Annotated in this window: 22 protein-coding genes; 17 read left to right on the top strand and 5 right to left on the bottom strand. The window is 60.6% G+C overall.

What is annotated here, in order from left to right:
• Positions 1–18: 18 nt before the first annotated feature.
• From lysS to ACLD1X_RS02660, 6 genes are all read left to right on the top strand, one after another.
• Positions 19–1,521 carry a lysine--tRNA ligase gene (gene lysS, locus ACLD1X_RS02685; protein ID WP_104450709.1) on the top strand — a complete coding sequence of 501 codons (1,503 nt, stop codon included), beginning with the start codon at positions 19–21 and terminating at the stop codon, positions 1,519–1,521.
• A 111-nt stretch (positions 1,522–1,632) separates the two neighbouring features.
• A complete protein-coding gene (locus ACLD1X_RS02680; RefSeq protein ID WP_429365996.1) occupies positions 1,633–2,337 on the top strand; it encodes a TetR/AcrR family transcriptional regulator in 705 nt (234 codons plus the stop codon).
• A gap of 141 nt (positions 2,338–2,478) precedes the next feature.
• A complete protein-coding gene (locus ACLD1X_RS02675; RefSeq protein WP_429365995.1) occupies positions 2,479–3,033 on the top strand; it encodes a hypothetical protein in 555 nt (184 codons plus the stop codon).
• A gap of 32 nt (positions 3,034–3,065) precedes the next feature.
• On the top strand, positions 3,066–4,343 hold the full coding sequence (locus ACLD1X_RS02670) for a flavohemoglobin expression-modulating QEGLA motif protein (RefSeq protein WP_429365994.1): 1,278 nt from the start codon (positions 3,066–3,068) through the stop codon (positions 4,341–4,343).
• A gap of 146 nt (positions 4,344–4,489) precedes the next feature.
• Positions 4,490–5,404, top strand: a complete 915-nt coding sequence (locus tag ACLD1X_RS02665) for an alpha/beta hydrolase (RefSeq protein ID WP_429365993.1) — start codon at positions 4,490–4,492, stop codon at positions 5,402–5,404.
• On the top strand, positions 5,401–5,730 hold the full coding sequence (locus ACLD1X_RS02660; protein WP_429365992.1) for a hypothetical protein: 330 nt from the start codon (positions 5,401–5,403) through the stop codon (positions 5,728–5,730). Before ACLD1X_RS02665 ends, ACLD1X_RS02660 begins: the two co-directional genes overlap by 4 nt.
• A 132-nt stretch (positions 5,731–5,862) precedes the next feature.
• On the opposite strand, the gene ACLD1X_RS02655 is transcribed toward ACLD1X_RS02660, so the two are convergent.
• Positions 5,863–6,207: a pilin assembly protein gene (locus ACLD1X_RS02655; protein ID WP_429365991.1), complete on the bottom strand. Its 345-nt coding sequence runs from the start codon at positions 6,205–6,207 to the stop codon at positions 5,863–5,865.
• A 200-nt stretch (positions 6,208–6,407) separates the two neighbouring features.
• On the opposite strand from ACLD1X_RS02655, the gene ppc reads away from it, so the two are divergent.
• From ppc to ACLD1X_RS02625, 6 genes are all read left to right on the top strand, one after another.
• Positions 6,408–9,038, top strand: a complete 2,631-nt coding sequence (ppc, locus tag ACLD1X_RS02650) for a phosphoenolpyruvate carboxylase (protein ID WP_429365990.1) — start codon at positions 6,408–6,410, stop codon at positions 9,036–9,038.
• Positions 9,039–9,326: 288 nt separating this feature from the next.
• On the top strand, positions 9,327–9,974 hold the full coding sequence (gene adk / locus ACLD1X_RS02645) for an adenylate kinase (protein WP_429365989.1): 648 nt from the start codon (positions 9,327–9,329) through the stop codon (positions 9,972–9,974).
• Between the two features lie 93 nt (positions 9,975–10,067).
• Positions 10,068–10,742, top strand: coding sequence for a tRNA (adenosine(37)-N6)-threonylcarbamoyltransferase complex dimerization subunit type 1 TsaB (gene tsaB / locus ACLD1X_RS02640; protein ID WP_429365988.1), 675 nt, complete (start codon positions 10,068–10,070; stop codon positions 10,740–10,742).
• A gap of 255 nt (positions 10,743–10,997) precedes the next feature.
• On the top strand, positions 10,998–11,303 hold the full coding sequence (locus tag ACLD1X_RS02635) for a hypothetical protein (RefSeq protein ID WP_057716196.1): 306 nt from the start codon (positions 10,998–11,000) through the stop codon (positions 11,301–11,303).
• Positions 11,303–12,163 (top strand): DUF72 domain-containing protein, encoded by an 861-nt coding sequence (locus tag ACLD1X_RS02630; protein ID WP_429365987.1) that lies wholly within the window; start codon positions 11,303–11,305, stop codon positions 12,161–12,163. The genes ACLD1X_RS02635 and ACLD1X_RS02630 overlap by 1 nt, the downstream gene beginning before the upstream one ends.
• Before the next feature lie 34 nt (positions 12,164–12,197).
• Positions 12,198–13,019 carry an isocitrate lyase/PEP mutase family protein gene (locus tag ACLD1X_RS02625; RefSeq protein WP_429365986.1) on the top strand — a complete coding sequence of 274 codons (822 nt, stop codon included), beginning with the start codon at positions 12,198–12,200 and terminating at the stop codon, positions 13,017–13,019.
• Between the two features lie 27 nt (positions 13,020–13,046).
• Here the strand turns inward: ACLD1X_RS02625 and ACLD1X_RS02620 are convergent, their stop codons facing one another.
• Positions 13,047–13,667 carry an energy transducer TonB gene (locus tag ACLD1X_RS02620; RefSeq protein WP_429365985.1) on the bottom strand — a complete coding sequence of 207 codons (621 nt, stop codon included), beginning with the start codon at positions 13,665–13,667 and terminating at the stop codon, positions 13,047–13,049.
• Positions 13,668–13,760: 93 nt separating this feature from the next.
• Between ACLD1X_RS02620 and ACLD1X_RS02615 the strand changes: the two genes are divergently transcribed.
• Positions 13,761–14,543 carry a class I SAM-dependent methyltransferase gene (locus tag ACLD1X_RS02615; protein ID WP_008019582.1) on the top strand — a complete coding sequence of 261 codons (783 nt, stop codon included), beginning with the start codon at positions 13,761–13,763 and terminating at the stop codon, positions 14,541–14,543.
• A 124-nt stretch (positions 14,544–14,667) separates the two neighbouring features.
• On the opposite strand, the gene ACLD1X_RS02610 is transcribed toward ACLD1X_RS02615, so the two are convergent.
• Positions 14,668–15,306, bottom strand: coding sequence for a TetR/AcrR family transcriptional regulator (locus tag ACLD1X_RS02610; RefSeq protein ID WP_429365984.1), 639 nt, complete (start codon positions 15,304–15,306; stop codon positions 14,668–14,670).
• 93 nt (positions 15,307–15,399) lie between these two features.
• Here ACLD1X_RS02610 and ACLD1X_RS02605 point away from each other — a divergent pair, with 93 nt between their 5' ends.
• The 4 genes from ACLD1X_RS02605 (at position 15,400) to ACLD1X_RS02590 (ending at position 21,986) form a co-directional block, all read left to right on the top strand.
• Positions 15,400–16,500 carry an efflux RND transporter periplasmic adaptor subunit gene (locus ACLD1X_RS02605; RefSeq protein WP_429365983.1) on the top strand — a complete coding sequence of 367 codons (1,101 nt, stop codon included), beginning with the start codon at positions 15,400–15,402 and terminating at the stop codon, positions 16,498–16,500.
• A 6-nt stretch (positions 16,501–16,506) separates the two neighbouring features.
• Positions 16,507–19,572: an efflux RND transporter permease subunit gene (locus ACLD1X_RS02600; protein WP_429365982.1), complete on the top strand. Its 3,066-nt coding sequence runs from the start codon at positions 16,507–16,509 to the stop codon at positions 19,570–19,572.
• 642 nt (positions 19,573–20,214) lie between these two features.
• The gene (locus ACLD1X_RS02595) at positions 20,215–20,496 is read left to right on the top strand and encodes a DUF6124 family protein (RefSeq protein WP_429365981.1); all 282 of its coding nucleotides are present in this window, start codon (positions 20,215–20,217) and stop codon (positions 20,494–20,496) included.
• A 143-nt stretch (positions 20,497–20,639) separates the two neighbouring features.
• Positions 20,640–21,986 (top strand): Fic family protein, encoded by a 1,347-nt coding sequence (locus tag ACLD1X_RS02590; RefSeq protein WP_429365980.1) that lies wholly within the window; start codon positions 20,640–20,642, stop codon positions 21,984–21,986.
• 45 nt (positions 21,987–22,031) lie between these two features.
• On the opposite strand, the gene ACLD1X_RS02585 is transcribed toward ACLD1X_RS02590, so the two are convergent.
• Both ACLD1X_RS02585 and ACLD1X_RS02580 read right to left on the bottom strand, forming a co-directional pair.
• Positions 22,032–22,721, bottom strand: a complete 690-nt coding sequence (locus ACLD1X_RS02585; RefSeq protein WP_413703495.1) for a DUF4197 domain-containing protein — start codon at positions 22,719–22,721, stop codon at positions 22,032–22,034.
• 26 nt (positions 22,722–22,747) lie between these two features.
• The gene (locus ACLD1X_RS02580; protein ID WP_429365979.1) at positions 22,748–23,146 is read right to left on the bottom strand and encodes a YbaY family lipoprotein; all 399 of its coding nucleotides are present in this window, start codon (positions 23,144–23,146) and stop codon (positions 22,748–22,750) included.
• Positions 23,147–23,151 lie beyond the last annotated feature (5 nt).

The following is a 23,151-nucleotide window of genomic DNA, read 5'->3' as shown; positions in this document are numbered from 1 at the left end:
GATGGAATATTTAAAGACATGAGCGACCTAGAACTCGACCCGCAAGCCCTGCAACAGGAAGAAAACTCCCTGATCGCCCTGCGCAAGGAAAAGCTTGCTGCCGAGCGCGCCAAGGGCAATGCCTTCCCGAACGACTTCCGCCGCGAAAACTACTGCGAGCAACTGCAGAAACAGTACGCGGACAAGACCAAGGAAGAGCTGGCAGAGGCTGCGATTCCGGTCAAGGTTGCCGGTCGCATCATGCTCAACCGTGGCTCGTTCATGGTGATCCAGGACATGACCGGGCGCATCCAGGTCTACGTCAACCGCAAGACCCTGTCCGAAGAAACCCTGGCCGCGGTGAAAACCTGGGACATGGGCGACATCATCGCCGCCGAAGGCACCCTGGCCCGTTCCGGCAAAGGCGACCTGTACGTTGAAATGACCAACGTGCGCCTGCTGACCAAATCCCTGCGCCCGCTGCCGGACAAGCACCACGGCCTGACCGACACCGAACAGCGCTACCGCCAGCGCTACGTTGACCTGATCGTCAACGAAGACGTGCGCCAGACGTTCCGCGTGCGTTCGCAAGTCATCGCCCACATCCGCAGCTTCCTGATGAAGCGTGACTTCCTGGAAGTGGAAACGCCGATGCTGCAGACCATTCCAGGCGGCGCGGCAGCCAAGCCGTTTGAAACCCACCACAACGCGCTGGACATGGGCATGTTCTTGCGTATCGCGCCGGAGCTGTACCTCAAGCGGCTTGTTGTTGGCGGGTTCGAGAAAGTGTTCGAGATCAACCGCAACTTCCGTAACGAAGGCGTTTCGACTCGTCACAACCCTGAATTCACCATGTTGGAGTTCTACCAGGCATACGCCGACTACGAAGACAACATGGACCTGACCGAAGAACTGTTCCGCGAGCTGGCGCAGCTGGTTCTGGGCAGCACCGACGTGCCGTACGGCGACAAGGTGTTCCACTTCGGCGAGCCGTTCGTGCGTCTGTCGGTGTTCGACTCGATCCTCAAGTACAACCCCGAGCTGACCGCTGACGACCTGAACGACATCGACAAGGCTCGCGCTATTGCCAAGAAGGCCGGCGCCAAGGTGCTGGGCTTTGAAGGCCTGGGCAAGCTGCAGGTGATGATTTTCGAAGAGCTGGTCGAGCACAAGCTGGAACAGCCGCACTTCATTACCCAGTACCCGTTCGAAGTGTCGCCGCTGGCCCGCCGTAACGACGAGAACCCGAACGTCACCGACCGTTTCGAGCTGTTCATCGGTGGTCGTGAAATCGCCAACGCCTACTCCGAGTTGAACGACGCGGAAGACCAGGCCGAGCGCTTCATGGCCCAGGTGGCCGACAAGGACGCCGGCGACGACGAAGCCATGCACTACGACGCCGACTTCGTTCGTGCGCTGGAGTACGGCATGCCGCCAACGGCGGGTGAAGGCATCGGTATCGACCGCCTGGTGATGCTGCTGACCAACTCCCCGTCGATCCGCGACGTGATCCTGTTCCCGCACATGCGGCCGCAAGCGTAAGTGTTTCAATTAAAAAACCGCCTTTTCAGGCGGTTTTTTATTGCCTGTCTGGTACAAACGTATCAACTTGTTACTTTCATCTGAGAGGAAATACCTGTCGTGATTCGTGCAATGGCTCAAGAAGGTGCAGCGGGTATCGCCACTGCGGTCGCTGAAAGCGTTCAGTACCAGGGTCGCAAGGCCAGCCGGCAGGGCAGCGAGCAGCGACGACAGGACATTCTTGACGCCGCCATGCGCATTGTCGTGCGCGACGGCGTGCGTGCCGTCCGGCACCGTGCCGTGGCCGCCGAGGCGCAAGTGCCGTTGTCGGCGACCACTTACTATTTCAAGGATATCGATGACTTGCTCACCGATACCTTCGCCCAATACGTGGAGCGCAGCGCGGCGTACATGGGCAAGCTTTGGGTGAACAACGAGGGGCTGTTGCGCGACATGATCGCCAGTGGCGACGGCAGCCCGCAGGCGCGCTCGAAACTGGCGGACGACATTGCACGGCTGATGACCGATTACGTTCACCGGCAGCTGGTCAATCGCCGTGAGCATTTGATGGCCGAACAGGCGTTCCGCCAGGAAGCGTTGCTGAACCCGCGCCTGGCCGAACTGGTGCGCTCGCACCAGCAAATCCTGTTGCAGGGCTCTTGCCAGTTGTTCCAGGTGCTGGGCTCACGCGAGCCGCATCAGGATGCCAAGGTGTTGACGGCAATTATCGGCCGGATGGAATATCAAGGGCTGCTCAACGTCGGCGAGCCTGGCGACGAAGAGGAAATGCTCGGCATCCTGACGCGCTATATGCACCTGGTGCTGGCGTCGGAGTAGTCCCGGCTGGTGCTTTCCCCTGTGGGAGCGGGCTTGCTCGCGAAAGCGGTGTATCAGTCGACTTGAATGCTGAATATTGAACCGCCTTCGCGAGCAAGCCCGCTCCCACAGGGTGAAGCCGTGTGATCAAGGGAGTGTTGAATGAAAGCCTGGCGTGTCGTTGTGATCGCCTTGTCGTTCCTGCTGCTCAGTGGCTGTCTGGTGACCTTCAAGGAGCCGCTGCCCACAAGCGAGCCCGCGCCCAAGGGATTGCTTGGCAAATGGACCAGCACCAATGGCTGGGGCGAGCCGCTCAACCTCGAACTGAGCCGCATCGGCGACAACCGCTATCAGGCCGTCAGCTATTACCGGGCCAGGCCCGGAGAGCGGGAGGCTTATCCTTTCACGGTGTCGCGCCATGGCAACCGCTGGTATCTGTCGGCGAAGGTGCCGGCGCAGTTCGGCGGGCATTTCACCCTGGGCGGTTTTGAGTTGACCGACAAGCATGAGCTGGTGGTCTACAACCTCGATCTCGAGCAGATCAATCAGGCCATCAGGCAGAAAGCCCTGAGTGGTGAAAACTTTCAGACCAGCGATGGCGATGGCGTATTGGTCGACAGCAACATGGATCAAGTCGCTGCCTACCTCGACGACCCGGCCAATTCCGATGTGTTCGTCGAAGCGGTGCGCTACCAGCGTCAGGCCAAAGCCAAATAACCGGCAACAACAGGTTTCTACAGGAGTTTCGGGTGGACGATTACCAACAGTCGATACGCGCTTTGTCCGATCGCATCGTGCTGGCGCAGACACCGATCCGTGTCCTCGATGCGGTCAAATGGGACGACAACATTCGCAAGGGTTTCCTCAAGGCCAAGGGCAAGGAAATGCCGGCGGTGGACCGCGACTACTACCTCAACCGGCCATTGGCGTTCGATTCCAGCAAAGTGAAGCTGGAGTTCCAGAACATCGAGCGCGACATCACCCGCCAGCTCGGCCAGTTCAACCCGGTCGGGCAGATCATGCGGCGCATGTGCAAGGAATACCGCATGGTGGTGCGCATGCTCGAAGCGCGTGGCACCGAGGATTTCGGCCTGATTTCCCAGGAATTGTACGGCGCCGCCTCCGACGCGTTCCATGCCGGCGACCCGACCCTGTCCGACCTGGGCATGATGCTGTCCGAATACCTGAACAACATCGACGGCCGTGGCGATCTGAAAGATGAGCCGAAAACGCTGACGGCCAAGGATGCGGTCGACATGCTGCAGCATCGCTTGAACAAGGTGTTTGGCGAAGCCGAGGAAACCATTCGGGTGTTCGAGTCTGACGGGATCGTCGCCGATGCGGCGGCCGGTGCCGACTACATCAAGATCCGCACCGACGCGATGTTCAACGAGCGTGACGTGCGGGCCCTGGAAGTCCACGAAGGGTTGGTGCACGTAGGCACGACACTCAATGGCCTGAATCAGCCGATCTGCACCTTCCTGTCCAAGGGGCCACCCTCGTCGACGGTGACCCAGGAAGGCCTGGCGATCCTGATGGAAATCATCACCTTTGCCTCCTACCCGAGCCGCCTGCGCAAGCTGACCAACCGCACGCGGGCCATTCACATGGTGGAGGAGGGCGCGGATTTCCTGCAGGTGTTCGAGTTCTTCCGCGAACAAGGCTTCGAGATGCCCGAGAGCTACAGCAACGCCAGTCGCGTTTTCCGCGGCTCGGTGCCGACAGGTCTGCCATTTACCAAAGACTTGTCCTACCTCAAGGGCTTCATCATGATTTACAACTACATTCAGCTGGCGGTGCGTAAAGGCAAGCTGGAGCAGATACCGCTGCTGTTCTGCGGCAAGACCACCCTGGAAGACATGCGCACCTTGCGCCAGTTGGTGGATGAAGGGCTGGTGGTGCCACCGAAGTATTTGCCGGAACAGTTCCGTGACATGAATGCGTTGTCGGCGTGGATGTGTTTCTCCAACTTCCTCAACCACCTGAGCCTGGACCGGATCGAGGCGGATTACTCCAATATCCTTTAAGGCTGGTGAGATCCAAATGTGGGAGCGGGCTTGCTCGCGAAGGCGGTGTTTCAGCCAACTGAAATGTTGAATGTTAAACCGCTTTCGCGAGCAAGCCCGCTCCCACAGGGGTATGTATTCCAAACGTCACTGCGAGGCTTCACCGGATGAGAACCCTCGGCATCATCGGTCTTCTGCTGGCCTTGAGCGGTTGCAGTTCGCTGCTGTTCTACCCCGAACCCGGCCAGTTGTTCACTCCGGAAAAGGCCGGGCTCGAGTACCGCACCATCACCTTGAACACCGCCGATGGCCTCAAGCTGAACGCCTGGTGGCTGCCGGCGAAGCCGGGGGGCGAGGTCAAGGGCACGGTGCTGCACCTGCACGGCAACGGCGGAAACCTGCCCATGCACCTCGGCGGGAGCTTTTGGTTGCCGAAAAATGGTTACCAGGTGTTGCTCGTGGACTATCGCGGTTATGGCTTGTCCGAGGGCAAACCGAGCCTGCCGGCGATCTATCAGGACATCGATGCGGCGTTCGCCTGGCTGGACAAGGCGCCTGAGGTTCAAGGCAAGCCGCTGATCCTGCTCGGCCAGAGTCTCGGTGGCTCGATGGCCGTGCATTACCTGGTCCAGCACCCGCAACGACAGAAGCAACTCAAGGCCATTGTCCTCGATGGCGCACCCGCCAGTTACCGCAGCGTGGGCCGGTTTGCCCTGAGCAACTCATGGTTGACCTGGCCGTTCCAGGTGCCGTTGTCATGGCTGGTGCCAGACGGCGACAGCGCGATCAATTCCATGGTGCAACTCAAGGATGTGCCGAAACTGCTCTACCACAGCATCGACGATCCGATCGTGCCTCTTTCCAACGGCATCCGACTGTATCAAGCTGCGCCGCCGCCGCGGGTGCTGCAACTGACCCGTGGCGGTCACGTGCAGACGTTCGCCAATCCGGTCTGGCGCAAAGTCATGCTGCGCTATCTTGATGACCCGCAGCATTTCAACGGCCTGCGCCGCCTGGGTGAAATCCCCAATTACCCGGCACCCCCGAATTCTGAAGATGAACCACCAGAGAGTCCGCAATGAGTGAAGAACGTAACGCCATCCCGCTGATCATCACCGGTATCTGCAGCATCCTCGGCACCGTCGGTGCCCTGTGGTGGTACGGCTACCTGCACTTCGCCAAGCCTGAGGATGCGTTGCTGCTCAATGAGTTCACCATGCTCAAGACCATTGCGGGCGAAGACTATAAAGTCTCCCTGGAACCGGCGGCCCAGGTGGCGCAGTGCATTGATGGTGTGCTGGTGCTGTTCGACATGGAGCAAAAAGGCCTGACCGGCGTGCTGGTCGACAGCAAGAAAAAAGCCGTGCGCTGCATGGGGCAGGAAACACCGCAGAAGCTGGAGCAGTAAGCAATATTTGCTTGCGACACAAATCAAATGTGGGAGCGGGCTTGCTCGCGAAAGCGGTGTGTCAGTCAACATTATTGTTGAATGTTAAACCTCATTCGCGAGCAAGCCCGCTCCCACAGGTTCTGCGCAAGTTCAGTGTTTCTGTTTGTCGTCGGGCATCGACAGATCGTGCAGGTGCCGACGCGACAAGGCCAGGAAGCGCGGGGTCGGGCCGATGTCTTCGTACAGCGGATCGCCTTCTTCGTCGGTGGCGACCACGGTCGAGCCTTTGACGTACGGGAAGCTTCTTTCCAGTTCTTCCAGCGCAGCGCCGATCAGGTCGCCGAGCAGTTCTTCGGGATGCCGCTTGGGGTACATCTCGATGATTGCGGCCAGCCGTGCGGCCGACTCGACATCCAGGTGAATCGAGTAGCCGGTGTCGGTCAGGCGACCCTTGGCGTTTTCTTCCCAGTGATGGGCAAGCTCGCGGATTTTCATATTGACCTCATGGCTCTCCTGCTCGTGGCAGGCAGGGTGAGTGTCCGGCCTTGGCCGGCGATGGCCGTTGTACGGCTTATCTTCAGACTAGCTTCAACAGCCAAGGTTTAAAGGCCCTTCGTCGTCTTGCTTGTAAGAACCTGTCTGGGGCGGCACTCTCTAGGGTACTAGCCGCCCGGATTTTTGCTGGAGACCTGCTGATGACCGATATTGATGCACGCTTGCGCGAGGACGTTCACCTGTTGGGTGAGCTGTTGGGCAACACCATTCGTGAACAGTATGGCGACGATTTTCTCGACAAGATCGAGCAGATTCGCAAGGGCGCCAAGGCTGACCGGCGCGGTTCCATGGATGCCGAACTCAGTGCCAGCCTCAACCAGTTGAGCGAAGACGAATTGCTGCCGGTGGCGCGGGCGTTCAACCAGTTCCTCAACCTGGCCAACATCGCCGAGCAGTACCAGTTGATTCACCGCCGCGAGGAATCGCAACAGGCGCCGTTCGAAGCCCGGGTGCTGCCAGAACTGCTCGCCCGCCTGCGCGCCGAGGGGCATGGCGCCGAAGCGCTGGCCCGGCAATTGGGACGACTGGAAATCGAGCTTGTACTCACCGCACATCCCACCGAAGTCGCGCGCCGCACGCTGATCCAGAAGTACGACGCCATCGCCGCGCAACTGGCGGCCCAGGATCACCGTGACCTGACCAGTGCCGAGCGTGGGCAGATCAAGGCCACCTTGCAGCGCCTGATCGCCGAAGCCTGGCACACCGAAGAAATTCGCCGCACGCGTCCGACACCCGTGGACGAGGCCAAGTGGGGTTTCGCGGTGATCGAGCATTCGCTGTGGCAGGCCATTCCCAATTATCTGCGCAAGGCCGACCAGGCCCTGCACGCCGCCACCGGCCTGCATTTGCCACTGGAGGCGGCACCGATTCGCTTTGCCTCGTGGATGGGCGGCGACCGCGACGGCAACCCGAACGTGACGGCGGCGGTGACCCGGGAAGTCTTGCTGTTGGCGCGCTGGATGGCGGCTGACCTGTACCTGCGCGATGTCGATCAGCTGGCGGCTGAACTGTCGATGCAGCAGGCCAGCGATGAATTGAAGGCTCGGGCGGGAGACAGTGCCGAACCTTACCGGGCAGTGCTCAAACAGCTGCGTGAACGCCTGCGGGCGACGCGCAACTGGGCGCACGCCTCGTTGTCGACGCCAACGCCGGCACCGGCCGATGTGTTGCAAGACAACCGCGAACTGCTCGATCCGCTGGAGCTTTGTTATCACTCTCTGCACGAGTGCGGCATGGGCGTGATCGCTGACGGGCCATTGCTCGATTGCCTGCGCCGGGCGGTGACCTTCGGCCTGTTCCTTGTTCATCTGGATGTGCGCCAGGACTCCTCGCGGCACACCGCCGCCATGACCGAAATCACCGACTACCTCGGCCTGGGCCGCTACGAGGACTGGAGCGAAGAAGAGCGCATCGCCTTCCTGATGCGTGAACTGAGCAATCGTCGTCCCTTGTTGCCGACGTACTTCAAACCCTCCGCTGACACCGCCGAAGTGCTGGCGACTTGCCGGGAAATCGCCGCTGCGCCGCAGGCATCCCTCGGTTCCTATGTGATTTCAATGGCCGGTGCGGCTTCCGATGTGCTGGCCGTGCAGTTGTTGCTCAAAGAGTCCGGCGTGTTGCGGCCGATGCGCGTGGTGCCGCTGTTCGAAACCCTGGCCGACCTCGACAACGCAGGTCCGGTGATCGAGAAACTGTTGCTGTTGCCAGGCTATCGCTCGCGCCTGCAAGGGCCGCAGGAAGTGATGATCGGCTACTCCGACTCGGCCAAGGACGCCGGCACCACCGCGGCGGCCTGGGCGCAGTATCGGGCGCAGGAGCGACTGGTGGATATCTGCCGCACGCATGACGTAGAGCTGCTGTTGTTCCACGGTCGCGGCGGCACCGTGGGGCGTGGCGGCGGCCCGGCCCACGCGGCGATCCTGTCGCAGCCTCCGGGTTCGGTGGCGGGGCGTTTCCGCACCACTGAACAGGGCGAAATGATTCGCTTCAAATTTGGCCTGCCGGACATCGCCGAGCAGAATCTCAACCTGTACCTGGCCGCCGTGCTTGAAGCGACCGTGCTGCCGCCGCCACCACCGACGCCTGAGTGGCGCCATTTGATGGACGAGCTGGCCGCCGATGGTGTCAGCGCTTACCGCGCCGTGGTGCGGGAAAATCCGCAGTTCGTGGAGTATTTTCGTCAGTCCACGCCGGAACAGGAACTCGGTCGCTTGCCACTGGGCAGTCGTCCGGCCAAGCGTCGGGCTGGGGGAATCGAGAGCTTGCGGGCGATTCCATGGATCTTCGGCTGGACCCAGACGCGCCTGATGCTGCCGGCGTGGCTGGGTTGGGAAGCCGCCCTGAGCAAGGCCCTGGAGCGTGGCGAAGGCGAACTGCTGGGGCAGATGCGTGAGCAGTGGCCATTCTTCCGCACCCGCATCGACATGCTGGAAATGGTCCTGGCCAAGGCGGATGCCGACATCGCCCAGTCCTATGATCAGCGTCTGGTGGAGCCGAATCTGTTGCCTTTGGGTGCGCACTTACGCGACCTATTGTCGCAGGCGTGCACCATCGTTCTCGGCCTGACCGGGCAGTCGCAGCTACTGGCACATAGCCCGGCGACCCTCGAGTTCATCCGCTTGCGCAACACCTACCTCGACCCGCTACATCTATTGCAGGCCGAGTTGCTGGCCCGCTCGCGATTGCAGGACGTGGCGCAGGGCAGCCCGGTAGAACAGGCCTTGCTGGTGTCTGTGGCGGGGATTGCCGCCGGTTTGCGTAACACCGGCTAAGGTTCTTGCCGTGGGGTCAGGCATCCGGCAAGTGGGTCGGATGCCACCGCATGACGGGTTGAAAAGTGCTGTCAGGCGACAGTTAATGACGGGGTTGCGACTTGGGGAACTGTGCGCAATGGTCGCAAGAGGTAGCGGTTTCTCCGACTTTTGGCGTCTTGTGTGGGCGCAGCCTGCTGTGTATCTTGAGCAGCCTTTGGCCGTTTGGGCGGTCACGACCCTATTTTTGAGATTGGCCCCACGAGGCGAATCTGACGTTATCCATATAAAAAATTGAGGAGCACATCGATGCGCGTCATTCTGCTGGGAGCTCCCGGGGCCGGTAAAGGTACTCAGGCTAAGTTCATCACCGAAAAATTCGGCATTCCGCAAATCTCCACCGGCGACATGCTGCGTGCCGCGGTCAAGGCCGGCACCGAGCTGGGCATCAAGGCCAAGAGCATCATGGATGCCGGTGGCCTGGTGTCCGATGACCTGATCATCGCACTGGTCAAGGACCGCATCGCCCAGGCGGACTGCGCCAACGGCTTCCTGTTCGACGGCTTCCCGCGCACCATTCCCCAGGCTGAAGCCCTGGTGACTGCAGGCGTCGAGCTGGATGCAGTGGTTGAGATCGCCGTCGAAGACGAAGAAATCGTCCAGCGTATCGCCGGTCGCCGTGTTCACGAGGCCAGCGGCCGCGTGTACCACATCGTCTACAACCCGCCGAAAGTCGCTGGCAAAGACGACGTCACCGGCGAAGACCTGGTACAGCGCAAGGACGACACCGAAGAGACCGTGCGTCATCGCCTGTCGGTCTACCATTCGCAGACCAAGCCGCTGGTGGACTTCTACCAGAAACTGTCGGCTGCCAACGGCAAGCCGCAGTACAGCCATATCGAAGGTGTTGGCTCGGTTGAAGCGATCACCGCCAAGGTACTTGAAGCGCTGAGCTGAAAAACCTGATCTGCTGCATCATCCACGGCCCGCTTGCGGGCCGTAGTTGTTTATACTGGCGCACTTTTTCTGATCTCTTTTACGGAAACATCGATGAGCACCTTGCTGGCCCTGGACACCGCGACTGAAGCCTGCTCCGTTGCCTTGCTGCATGACGGCAAGGTCACGAGCCATTACGAGGTGATCCCGCGCCTGCATGCGCAGAAGCTGTTGCCGATGATCCAGCAATTGCTGGCCGATGCCGGCACCACCCTGCAAGCGGTCGATGCCATTGCCTTCGGCCGTGGCCCGGGAGCCTTCACGGGCGTGCGCATCGCCATTGGCGTGGTGCAAGGGCTGGCGTTTGCCCTGGACCGCCCGGTGTTGCCGGTGTCGAACCTGGCGGTACTGGCGCAACGTGCGATGCGCGAACACGGCGCCACCCAGGTCGCTGCCGCCATTGATGCGCGCATGGATGAAGTGTATTGGGGTTGCTACCGCGAAACGGCCGGGGAGATGCGCCTGGTGGGTGCCGAAGCGGTACTGCCGCCGGAGTCCGCGGCATTGCCGGCCGATGCCAGCGGCCAGTGGTTCGGCGCTGGCACCGGTTGGGGTTATGGCGAGCGTATCGCCGTCAGCCTGAGCGGGCAGGACGCGGGCATGTTGCCCCACGCCGAAGATCTGCTGACCCTGGCGCGATTTGCCTGGGAGCGCGGCGAGGCGATCGTGGCCGATGAGGCGCAGCCGGTTTATCTGCGCGATAAAGTGGCGACACCCAAGGCGCGTTGATTCACGCAGTACCTGTGGGAGCGGGCTTGCTCGCGAAGGCGGTGTCACATCCAACATTTGACGTGACTGGCCCACCGCTTTCGCGAGCAAGCCCGCTCCCACAGGGTTTGTGTTCTGCGCTAATTCTGCCAATCGTCATTTTCTAACCCCGGCTTTTAAACCTTTTGCCTTTTATGTGTTCTAGTTATCACTCGGCGGTTTGCGCAGCGGGTTTTGCGCCACTAAACTGCCATCACTGATTCCGAGTATGCACGTATGCGTATAGACGGCGTTTCCTCTCAGTCCTACCCCATCAAGCGCAAGCCTCGCAAAGGCCGCGTGGTGGAAGATGACGCCATCGATATCGAAGGCGAGCTGGAATTCCCGACTGAAGAGCAACTGGCTGCCCGCGCCGCCAAAGCTTCTGCGCAAAAACTGAGCAATCTTCCCGCCCGTCAGCAAGACATGATTTACCACCGTGCCATGAGCAAAAGCGTGGCGACAGCCCTGGCCAGCTACCTGAGCACCGCCGGTTTCGTCGATTGGGAAGCGGATGTGCTGGGTCTCGACCTGTACATCTGATGTCGCTGCCGTACTACCTCGGTTGCCCGTCCTGGAGCGAGAACGCCTGGCGCGATTGCCTGTACCCACCAGACGCCAAAACCGCTGATTTTCTTGATCTCTATTGCCAGGTATTCAATGCCGTGGAAGGCAACACGACCTTCTACGCCAGCCCGGCTGCCAGCACCGTGCAGCGTTGGGCCGAGACCATGCCCGAACATTTTCGATTCACCGCCAAGTTTCCCGGCGAAATCAGCCATGGCGGCGATCTGCGCGAGCAGTTGACCGCCGCCGACACCTTCCTGCAATTGCTCAGCCCTCTCGGTCAACGGGTGTCGCCGCTGTGGTTGCAACTGTCGAAAAGCTTCACGCCCCAACGTTTGCCCGAGCTGGCCGGGTTTATCGATGCCTTGCAGCGCCCGCTGGCCGTGGAAGTGCGGCACGACGACTTTTTCGCCAGGGGTGACAGCGAGCGCATGCTCAATCGCCTGTTGCTGGATCGCGGTGTCGAACGCATCTGTCTCGATCCCCGCGCACTGTTCAGTTGCACGTCTACCGAGGCTTCGGTGCTGCACGCGCAATCGAAGAAGCCCCGTGTGCCACCGCGTCCGGCGGCATTCACGCAGTTCCCGCAGGTGCGTTTTATCGGCCACCCGACGCTTGAGGCCAACGATACGTTTCTCGAGCCATGGGTCGAGAAAATCGCGCTATGGATCGAAGAAGGCCGCACGCCCTACATCTTCCTGCACACGGCCGACAACCTGTTGGCGGCGAAACTGGCGCAGCGTTTTCACGCCCGGCTGATGCTGCGTTTGCCTGGCTTGCCGGCGCTGCCTGAGCTATACAGAGAACCCGTCGCCGAGCAACTTGGCCTGCTCTGAGGCGGATTTTTCCCCCTCTACAGGAGCCTGCCCAATGGATGCGCAAACCCTTCGAGCCCAGGCGTTCAAAGCCCTTCATGAGCGCCCCGGCGTATTTGTGATTCCCAATCCGTGGGATGCCGGTTCGGCGAAAATGCTTGCCAGCCTCGGCTTCGAGGCGCTGGCGACCACCAGTGCCGGTTTTGCCTTTTCCCAGGGCCGTGCCGATGGCGGGTTGACCCTCGACGATACCCTGGTGAACGTTCGGGCGATTGTAGCCGCCACCAGCTTGCCGGTTGCCGTCGACCTGGAAAACGGCTTCGCCGATAACCCGGCTGATTGCGCCAAAAGCATTTTGCATGCGGCAGAGGCCGGTGCCGTCGGTGGTTCGATTGAAGACGCCACCGGCCGTGAAGAAGGCCCGATCTACTGTTTCGAACACGCCGTGGCGCGAATCGAGGCCTCTGTCGCTGTCGCTCGCAGTTTGCCGTTCCCCTTCACATTGACCGCCCGGGCGGAAAACTTCCTGCACGGCAACCCCGATCTGGACGACACCATCCGCCGTTTGCAGGCATTCGCCGAGGCCGGTGCCGATGTGCTTTACGCACCCGGTCTGCGCAGCGCCGAGGAGGTGTTGGCAGTGGTGCGCGCCGTGGCGCCAAAACCGGTGAATGTGTTGATGTCGGGCGGCTTGAAGCTGACGGTCGCGCAGTTGGGTGAAATGGGCGTCAAGCGCATCAGCGTTGGCTCGGCGCTGGCACTGGCGGCGTATGGCGAATTCTTTCGCGCCGCTGAAGAGATTCAGAAATCAGGCTCGTTCGGCTTCACTTCGCGGTCGATGCCGTACCAGAAGGCCAATCAGTTCTTCAAAGGCTGAACACGGGAATTGCAGGGCGGCTGAGAATCAGGCGGCGATGCGCAGGTTCTGCAGGATGATCGGGCGTGCCCAGCCATTGTCGAAATCGAGTTGTTTCTGCTGTTCCACCAGTTCCTCTGGCGAGAACGGCGGGAACGGCTTGTCGAGCAGATCGAGTTCGAATTCGGCGATCGGCAAGTGCAGCGGACGTGGTTGCGGGGCAGGGCCGGCTTCTGGCAGCGGCTGGCCGGCGTTCAGCACGATCGGGCGCACCCAGCCGCTTTCGAAGTCCTGTTGTTTTTGCTGGGCGACTATTTCATCCGCCGGGAACGGTGGGAATGGCTTGTCGGCCAGGTCCATTTCGAACTCGGCAATCGGCAGGAACAGTGGCTCGGGCGGACGGACCGGGGTGTCATGCACGTCGCATTCGCGCTGGGACACGATGTGCGCCAGCAGGTCGCTGCCAACGGTGGGTTCAACCGGGCTTTCGAGATCGACCGGTGGGAAGTTCAGCGATTGCGGCAGCACTTCACCCGACTGTTCGGCCAGCGCCCGGGCAAAGAAATCCTGCCAGATGTGGCTGACGCCGCTCAGTGCCTGGGTGTTTCGCAGGTTGTAATCGCCGTAGGGCGAGATAAAACCTGTGATTGTGGGTTGAATGTCTGACATTTCTCTCGGTCGACGCTCAGCTCTGGCAAAATGCTCGATAGTTTTGTTATCGGCCGTTTTTGCCGATCATTAATTTTTTGAGCGTGTTTTCCGATGATTGATCAACCTGCGGCCTGCCGCATCCATGTCCAGGCCCTGGACGCGGCTTTCGAGCCACAAGCCGAGCAATGGGCCGAGCGCCTGGGCTTGCCGATGCAAGTGGCGGACGGCGAATTTGCCTTGCAGGTGGGCGACCAGGGTTTGCAGCTGCAACAGCTGGGGCCGGATGCGCCGGGGCCGGTGCGGGTGGACTTCGTCGAGGGTGGTGCGGCCCATCGCCGGTTGTACGGTGGTGGCAGCGGGCAGATGATCGCCAAGGCCGTTGGCGTCGCCCAGGGCGTGCGCCCGCGGGTGCTGGATGCCACGGCGGGGTTGGGCAAGGACGCGTTCGTGCTGGCCAGCCTCGGTTGCGAGATGAGCCTGATCGAGCGTCAGCCGCTGATTGGCGCCTTGCTGGAAGACGGCCTGGCCCGTGGCGCGGAAGATTTCGATGTGGCGCCGATCGTGGCGCGCATGCGCTTGCTCAAGGGCAATTCGATCGAGGTGATGCGCAACTGGGAGGGCGAACCGCCGCAGGTGATCTACCTCGACCCGATGTTCCCGCACCGTGAGAAAACCGCGCTGGTGAAGAAGGAAATGCGCCTGTTCCGGCCGCTGGTCGGCGATGACCCGGATGCACCGGCATTGCTCGAGGCCGCGTTGGCGCTGGCCAGCCACCGGGTGGTGGTCAAGCGTCCGCGCAAGGCACCGTGCATCGAAGGGCCGAAGCCGAGCCATGCGCTGGATGGCAAGTCCAGTCGGTATGACATCTATCCGAAGAAGGCTTTGAAGCCTTAAGACCGCAGCGCCTGCTTCGCGAGCAAGCCCGCTCCCACAAGGGGTCTTGTGATCACCATAGATCCAATGTGGGAGCGGGCTTGCTCGCGAAAGCGTCAGTACAATCACTGCAAGTTCATCTGCCTCAATCAGGCCGATAAGCCCGCATAAACAACCCCACCACCTCCCGCACATGGCTCTCCGCCGCCTCGCCAACCGGCGGTTCGCCGCAGCCATACAGCAAGCGGAAATTCCCGGCGCCCTTGAGCAGGCAGAAGAAGTGCTCGGCGGCGTTGTGCGGCTTGTCGATGCGCAGCACGCCACTCTCATCGATCTTGCTCAGCAGGCGCTCCATGCCCTGCAACATGCGCTGCGGCCCGGCCTCGAAGAAGATCAGCGAGAGTTTCGGGTCCTGGCTGCCCAGGGCCATCATCAACCGGTGCAGGTTCACCGACTCATCGCTGTTGATCAGTTGATGAAAACCGCGCGCGATGTTCAGCAGCACGGTTTCCACTGACACGCCTTCGGGCAATTCGAAGAACAACGGTGGCAACTGCTCCTCGCACTTGGCCATCACGGCGGCGGAGAACAGTGTCTCCTTGTCGTTGAAGTGGCTGTAGACCGTCAGCTTTGACACACCGGCCTCGGCTGCGACGGCATCCATGCTGGTATTGGCATACCCCTTACTCAGAAACAGCGTTTTCGCCGCATCGAGAATCGCCTGACGCTTGACCAGATCCTTGGGTCTGCCTGGGCCATTGGGTGCTGAAAGATTGTTTGGCATATTCGTTTTTATTACTGGACTGGTGAGTTTGCTATTAATAACATACTGCTCAGTATAATTATTCAAAGCACCATTAGCGAAAGGTCCTTCACCATGTTCCGCTATGCCTTGCCCCTCGCGTTGCCAGTCACCCTGGCTTTTTTATTGTCTGCGTGTGGTCACGAAGAGGCGCCGCAAGTCAGTGTGCGCCCGGCCATGGTGGTCCAGCCAGAGCCTTCGGCGCAGTCCATGGAAAGCTATCCCGGTGAAGTTCGCGCGCGTTATGAGCCGGACCTGGCGTTCCGTATCGGCGGCAAAGTCAGCCGACGACTGGTCGAGGAGGGGCAGCGGGTCAAGGCCGATCAGCCATTGGCGGAGCTCGACCCTCAGGACGTGCGCCTGCAACTGGAGGCCACTCGCGCCCAGGTCGCTGCCGCTGAGGCCAACCTGAACCTGGTGCGTTCCGAACGTGATCGTTACAAGACCCTGATGGATCGCCAACTGGTCAGTCGTTCGCAGTACGACAACGCGGAAAACCTCTACCGTTCCGGTGAAGCCCGCCTCAAGCAGATCAAAGCCGAATTCAACGTTTCCAATAACCAGGCCAGCTACGCCGTGTTGCGTGCGCCGCAGGACGGTGTCGTGGCCAAGCGTCTGGTGGAAGTCGGGCAAGTCGTGGCCGCCGGACAAACGGCATTCACCCTGGCCACCGATGGTGAGCGTGAAGTGTTGATCAGCCTGCCGGAGCAGAATTTTGGCCGTTTCAAGGTCGGTGAGCCGGTGTCGGTGGAGCTCTGGACGCAACCCGATCAGCGCTTCGAAGGGCGTATCCGTGAACTGTCACCAGCGGCCGACCCCAAGTCGCGGACCTTCGCGGCGCGCATCGCCTTCAGTGCCGGCAAGGTGCCTGTCGAGCTGGGCCAGAGCGCCCGCGTGTTCGTGCAGGCTGCCGACGTGGTCCCGCTGTCCGTTCCGCTCTCGGCGCTGACGGCAGAAAACGGCGTGACCTATGTCTGGGTCGTCAGCGCCAACAACACCTTGAAGAAAACGCCGGTGCGCGTGGGCGCCTTCGGCGAGAAAAGCGTGCCGGTGCTCGAAGGGCTCAACGCCAGCGACTGGGTGGTAGCCGCCGGCGTTCATGTGCTTCTCGAAGGGCAGCAGGTACGCCCGGTGGATCGTTCGAACCGCGTGGTCAATCTGGCAGACAAGGAGTAAGCCCCGATGCGCTTCAACGTTTCCGAATGGGCGCTGCGTAATCGCCAGATCGTCCTGTTCCTGATGCTGTTGCTGGCCATTGTCGGCGCAATATCCTACACCAAGCTCGGCCAGAGTGAAGACCCGCCGTTCACCTTCAAGGCCATGGTGATTCGCACCAACTGGCCGGGAGCGACCGCCCAGGAAGTCTCGCGCCAGGTCACCGAACGCATCGAAAAGAAGCTGATGGAAACCGGCGAGTACGAGCGCATCGTGTCGTTCTCCCGCCCGGGCGAATCCCAGGTGACCTTCATCGCCCGCGACTCCATGCACTCGGTGGAGATCCCGGAGCTCTGGTATCAGGTGCGCAAGAAGATCAGCGACATCCGTCATACCCTGCCGCCGGGGATTCAGGGGCCGTTCTTCAACGATGAGTTCGGCACCACGTTCGGCAATATCTACGCCCTGACCGGCGAGGGTTTCGACTACGCCGTGCTCAAGGATTACGCGGACCGCATCCAGATCCAGCTGCAACGGGTCAAGGATGTGGGCAAGGTCGAACTGCTGGGATTGCAGGACGAGAAAATCTGGATCGAACTGTCCAACGTCAAGCTCGCCACGCTCGGCTTGCCGCTGGCTGCCGTCCAGCAAGCCCTTGAAGAACAGAACGCGGTGTCCACCGCAGGTTTCTTCGAAACCAGCAGCGAGCGATTGCAGCTACGGGTGACGGGGAATTTTCAGACGGTCGACGAGATCAGGAACTTCCCGATCCGCGTCGGTGATCGCACCTTCCGCATCTCCGATGTGGCCGATGTGCGGCGTGGTTTCAATGACCCACCGGCACCGCGCATGCGCTTCATGGGGCAAGACGCGATCGGTCTGGCGGTGGCGATGAAGGACGGCGGTGACATCCTGGTGCTGGGCAAGGCGCTGGAAATCGAGTTCGCCCGTATTCAGAAAAACCTCCCGGCCGGCATGCAGCTGCGCAAAGTCTCCGACCAACCGGCTGCGGTGAAAACCGGTGTTGGCGAGTTCGTGCAGGTGCTGGTCGAGGCACTGGCCATTGTGTTGCTGGTGAGTTTCTTCTCCCTCGGCGTGCGCACCGGCATGGTGGTGGCCCTGGCGATTCCGCTGGTGCTGGCGATGACCTTCGCCTGCATGTATTACCTCGGTATAGGCCTGCACAAGATTTCCCTCGGGGCGCTGGTACTGGCGCTGGGTTTGCTGGTGGACGACGCGATCATCGCCGTGGAAATGATGGCGATCAAAATGGAGCAGGGCTTCGACCGGGTCAAAGCGGCAAGTTATGCCTGGACCAGTACCGCGTTCCCGATGCTCACCGGTACGCTGATCACCGCGGCCGGCTTCCTGCCGATTGCTACGGCGCAATCGGGCACGGGCGAATACACCCGTTCGATCTTCGAGGTGGTCACCCTCGCGCTGTTGGCGTCGTGGGTCGCCGCCGTGGTCTTCGTGCCGTACCTGGGGGAAAAACTCCTGCCGGACCTGGCGAAAATTCACGCCGCCAAGCACGGTGCCGGCCAGCCCGATCCGTATGGCACGCCGTTCTATCAGCGCGTCAGGCGTCTGGTGGAGTGGTGCGTGCGCTGGCGCAAGACCGTGATCGTGGCGACGGTGCTGTTGTTCATCGCCTCCATCGTGCTGTTCCGTTTTGTGCCGCAGCAGTTCTTCCCGGCATCGGGTCGCCTGGAGTTGATGGTCGATCTGAAACTGGCCGAAGGCGCTTCGCTGAGTAACACCGCGGACGAGGTCAAACGCCTCGAAGCGCTGCTCAAGGACAAGGCGGGGATCGACAATTACGTGGCCTACGTCGGCACCGGGTCGCCGCGTTTCTACCTGCCACTGGATCAGCAACTGCCGGCGGCGAGCTTCGCCCAGTTTGTCGTGCTGGCGAAAACCATCGAGGAACGCGAAGCCCTGCGTACCTGGTTGATTGCAACGCTCAATGAACAATTCCCCGCTCTGCGCTCGCGGGTCACGCGTCTGGAAAACGGTCCGCCGGTTGGTTATCCGGTGCAGTTCCGCGTGACCGGGGAGCACATCGAGGAAGTCCGGGCGCTGGCGCGTAAAGTCGCGGCCAAGGTTCGCGAGAACCCGCATGTGGTCAACGTCCACCTGGATTGGGAAGAGCCGAGCAAGGTGGTGTACCTGAACATCGATCAGGACCGCGCGCGGGCGCTGGGCGTGAGCACGGCGAACCTGTCGAGGTTCCTGCAAAGCTCCCTGACCGGTTCCAGCGTCAACCAGTACCGCGAAGACAACGAGTTGATCGAGATCCTGTTGCGCGGCACCTTGCATGAGCGCACCGAGTTGTCGTTGCTGCCGAGCCTGGCGGTGCCAACCGATAACGGTCGCAGCGTCGCGCTGTCGCAGATCGCGACCCTGGAATACGGCTTCGAAGAGGGCATCATCTGGCACCGCAACCGTCTGCCCAACGTGACTGTTCGCGCTGATATCTATGGCAAGGAGCAACCGGCGACGCTGGTGCAGCAGATCATGCCGACCCTGGATCCGATCCGCGCCGAATTGCCTGACGGCTACTTGCTGGATGTCGGTGGCACGGTAGAAGACTCCGCGCGCGGGCAGAATTCGGTGAAGGCCGGTGTGCCGTTGTTCATCGTGGTGGTGCTGACCTTGCTGATGCTGCAACTGCGAAGTTTCTCGCGCACGGCGATGGTGTTTCTGACGGCGCCGCTGGGGTTGATCGGGGTGACGTTGTTCCTGCTGGTGTTCCGTCAGCCGTTCGGTTTCGTGGCCATGCTGGGGACTATCGCGTTGTCCGGGATGATCATGCGCAATTCGGTGATTCTGGTGGATCAGATCGAGCAGGATATCGCGGCGGGGCTCAAGCCCTGGCAGGCGATCATCGAGGCGACCGTGCGGCGGTTCCGGCCGATTGTGTTGACGGCGCTTGCGGCGGTGTTGGCGATGATTCCGCTGTCGCGCAGTGTGTTTTTTGGGCCGATGGCGGTGGCGATCATGGGGGGGTTGATTGTTGCTACGGCGTTGACGCTTTTGTTTTTGCCTGCGTTGTATGCGGCGTGGTTTCGGGTGAGGAAGGAGTCCGTTTGACCGGGGGCTTATCCATTTTTTGGGTAATGGCGGCTGGCGGTTTCGCCCTTACGGCGAGTCACTTTTAACAAGCGCCTTAAAAGTAACCAAAAGCGCTCGCCCCTTACGTACGGCCCCTCGCCTAGGCTCGGGGTTCCTTCGCTCCGGCATTCATCCGGGGGCATTGCCCTCCGGTCGGCTTCGCTCGACCTACATGCAATGAGTTCGACTGCGTCGAACGGCGCTGCGCGCCAGTCCCCGGATGAACACCTCCACTCAGCCTGCCGAGGGGGCGGGTGGATCAAGATCAAGAGCTGCAGGCGAGCTAACGCTCGGCCTGATGAGTGGTGAAGAGCCTTGGTGTCCGCCGAACTGCTTTTGCTCTGCTCTTCTGTGGGAGCGAGCCTGCTCGCGAAGGCGGCCTACTGGCCGACCTGGTTATCTGGCCGTACCCAAGACCTGTGGGAGCGGGCTTGCCCGCGATGGCGGCCCAACAGTCAACAACGTTTATCGCCTAGGCCAACCATTCAGACCATTCCCACAAGGTTTTCAGGTTGCCCGTCGGAAGGACGATCTCTAGCCTTCACCCGTCGCTGCCAATTCAGCGACCGGGACTGCAAGCCCGCCAATAGTTTGTCAGGCGCCAGCTTTGGGAGCTTCGCAATGATCAAAGACAGTCCGGATTCCTTCGCCTCGGAATCCGAAAAACAAATGAGAACCGCCTGCCGGCCCTGTCCAATTTTCACCATCCGCCCAGGCGTCGATTCCGAAACCCTGCTGGTCCATGCCTACGAAACCCTCGCCTCAGCCAACGTGATGGCAACTGAATTGTCATCCATCCTGACCGGCCCCACCTGCAATCTGGTTCTCGGCATTCAGCAGATGATTGTCCTGGCGCAGCTATCGGTGAATCGCGTCCTCGATCAGTTGGATCCGCAGCATTAGCCAAAGGAAGAAGCCCACTGAACCTTTACCAACCAGCGGGCCTTCATTGTTCCTACATCCATCTCGGACCCGTCTGATATTGAGGCTGAAAAACTCAGGTGTTGTACTCAGGCACCCGGCTTACGCATGTTTGAGACACCGCCATGAAAAATCCACCTGCTTTGAGGGGCCGGACCGATCCGGTGTTTGATCGGCTGTTGCGATCGCCACACAAGGAGCGCCTTTCGGAGTACCTCGCCTTGCTCAAGCCCCTGGACGATCAGGGGCGTTACCTGCCGTTCGATTCATTGCGCTACCGCTGGGCTCCCGGGCTGGATTCGAACCTGTGCTGGGCCTTGGTCAAGAAAGCGCGGACTGCACAGTATTCGAGCCTTTTGCCATTGGGCGAGCCGGCGTGCTGGCTGAAATTCATGCTGACGCCGCAGGCGCAAAAAGCCATTTCCGTAGTGGATCGTCAGGCGACAACCGCAGTGCTGGAATACATGACCGGACAGATTGGCGAGCGCGCTCATTTCAGCTTTTTGCTCAATGATCTGATCGAAGACGAGGCCATCAGCAGCAGCCAGCTTGAAGGTGCGGCCACCACGACGCGGGTGGCCAAGGACATGCTCAAGCGCCACCGCTCGCCGCGTACGCCGGATGAACGAATGGTCTTCGGTAACTTCAAGATGATGAACTTCGCCTGGGAGCAGCGTTACGAGCCACTGAGCGTCGAGCTGATTGCAGCCATGCATCGAGTTGGCGTCGAGGGTATCGACGATTCGCGGTATTCGCCTGGAGTCTTCAGGATCAACGATGACGTCGTAGTCCAGGATGGCGAGGGCAACACCGTGCATTCGCCACCGCCTGCAACAGGGCTCGTGTCCCGTTTGCAGTTGCTGGCCAAGTGGATCAACCAACCCCACAACAACCCTCATCAAGCGAACTACCTTCATCCATTGATCAAAGCCATCGCGCTGCATTTTGTCTTGGGTTACGAGCATCCTTTTCGCGACGGCAACGGTCGCGTAGCGCGTGCGTTGTTTTACTGGTTCATGTTCAAAAATGACTTCTCGGCGTTTCGCTACATCGCCATCAGTGTTTTGTTGCGCAATGCGCCGTTGAAGTACGGGCGGTCGTATTTGAATACCGAGGCGGATGACCTGGATCTGACGTACTTCATCGATTTCCAGTGTTCGGTGGTGTTGCGGGCTGTGGGCAGTTTTACCGAGGCGTATCGGAAAAGTCTGGACGATGTGCAGCAATTTGATTGCTGGTTGCGTGAAAGTGGTTTTCTCGACCAGCTCACCGAGAAACAGCGGGCGTTGTTTCAAGTGGCCAGGAGCGGAATGGCCAAGGAGTTCACGGCGGTCAATGTGAAGGCGAATCTGGGTTGTTCCTACAACACAGCGTCAGCCACGCTAAATGGGCTGGTCGCGTTGAAGTTGTTCGAGAAACGCAAGATGGGGCGTGAGTGGGTGTTCTTTCCAAGACCCGTATCAGCGGCCTGAACCTTTGTGGGAGCACGCCTGCTCCCACAGGTTTTGTATTGCGGCTCAGAGCGTACCAAACACCTTCTTCGCCAAACTGGTCGCCGCCGCCGCCGGGTTCTGGCGGATGGTTTCTTCCTGTTTGCCGATCATCTCGAACAAGCCATTCAGCGCTTGTTCGGTGACGTAGTTTTCGACGTTGGCGTTTTTCGCATCCACTACGCCCATGGTCGCCGCTTGCCCGGCGAACGAGTTGTACTGCTGGGCCAGGCCAACCTGGTCGGTGGCTTTCTTGACGATAGGCAGGAACTTGGCGCGGATCTGTTCGCGGCTGGTCTTGTTCAGGTATTGGGTGGCCGAGTCGTTGCCGCCGCTGAGGATGCCCTTGGCATCTTCCACGGTCATTTTCTTCACGGCGTCGACGAGGATCGGCTGGGCCTGGGTGACGGCGGTTTCCGCCGCTTTGTTCATGCTGGCTTCCAGTTCATCGACCTGATCGCCCATGCCGAACTGTTTCATCTTGCTCGCGACCTTGCCCAGTTTGCCCGGCAGTTCGATCTTCACGTCCGGGTTGTTGCTGAAGCCGCCCGGAGTACCGAGTTGTTTCACGGCCAGTTGCGCACCTTGGGTCAGGGCGTCCTTGAGGCCGCCAGTGGCGTCTGTCTGCGACAGGTCGCTGAGGGACAGCGCGAGTGCGCTCGCGGAGATCATCAGGCCTGCGCACAGGCCGGCAAAGCGAAGGGTAGGGCGGAACATGGCGACTTCCTTTTTCAAAAAGACATTTAGCGGGCCGCGTCGACGCGAACCTTCAATGGCTGTGGATCGGTGCCGTCCAGACGCACGGCGTGATTCTCGGTGGTGATGAACAGCAGTTTGCCATCGACTTCAATGCGCGCATTGATCGAATAACGGTGATTGGGCTCGATCTGCAACGGGTCGTAGCTCAGCTTGAAGGGGAGCGGCACCTGGCCTTTGACCGGGCCGCGTTGTTCGTCGATGACCTTGGCCGGGGCATCGGCGAGCGAGATGTCTTGCAAGCTGACGCTGAGGACCGCCGTTGGTGGCAGTGCGATGCGTTGCAGGTAGAAGACTTCACCATTGAGGGTGGCCTTGGGCGCCGGGGTCGGATGCTGGCAGGCAGTGAGCAGCACGGCAGCAGCGATCAGGGACAGTTTTTTCATTGGAA

This window comes from Pseudomonas sp. 18173 (assembly GCF_050432945.1).
Lineage (GTDB): Bacteria > Pseudomonadota > Gammaproteobacteria > Pseudomonadales > Pseudomonadaceae > Aquipseudomonas.
This window is presented reverse-complemented; position numbering and strand designations above follow the sequence as displayed.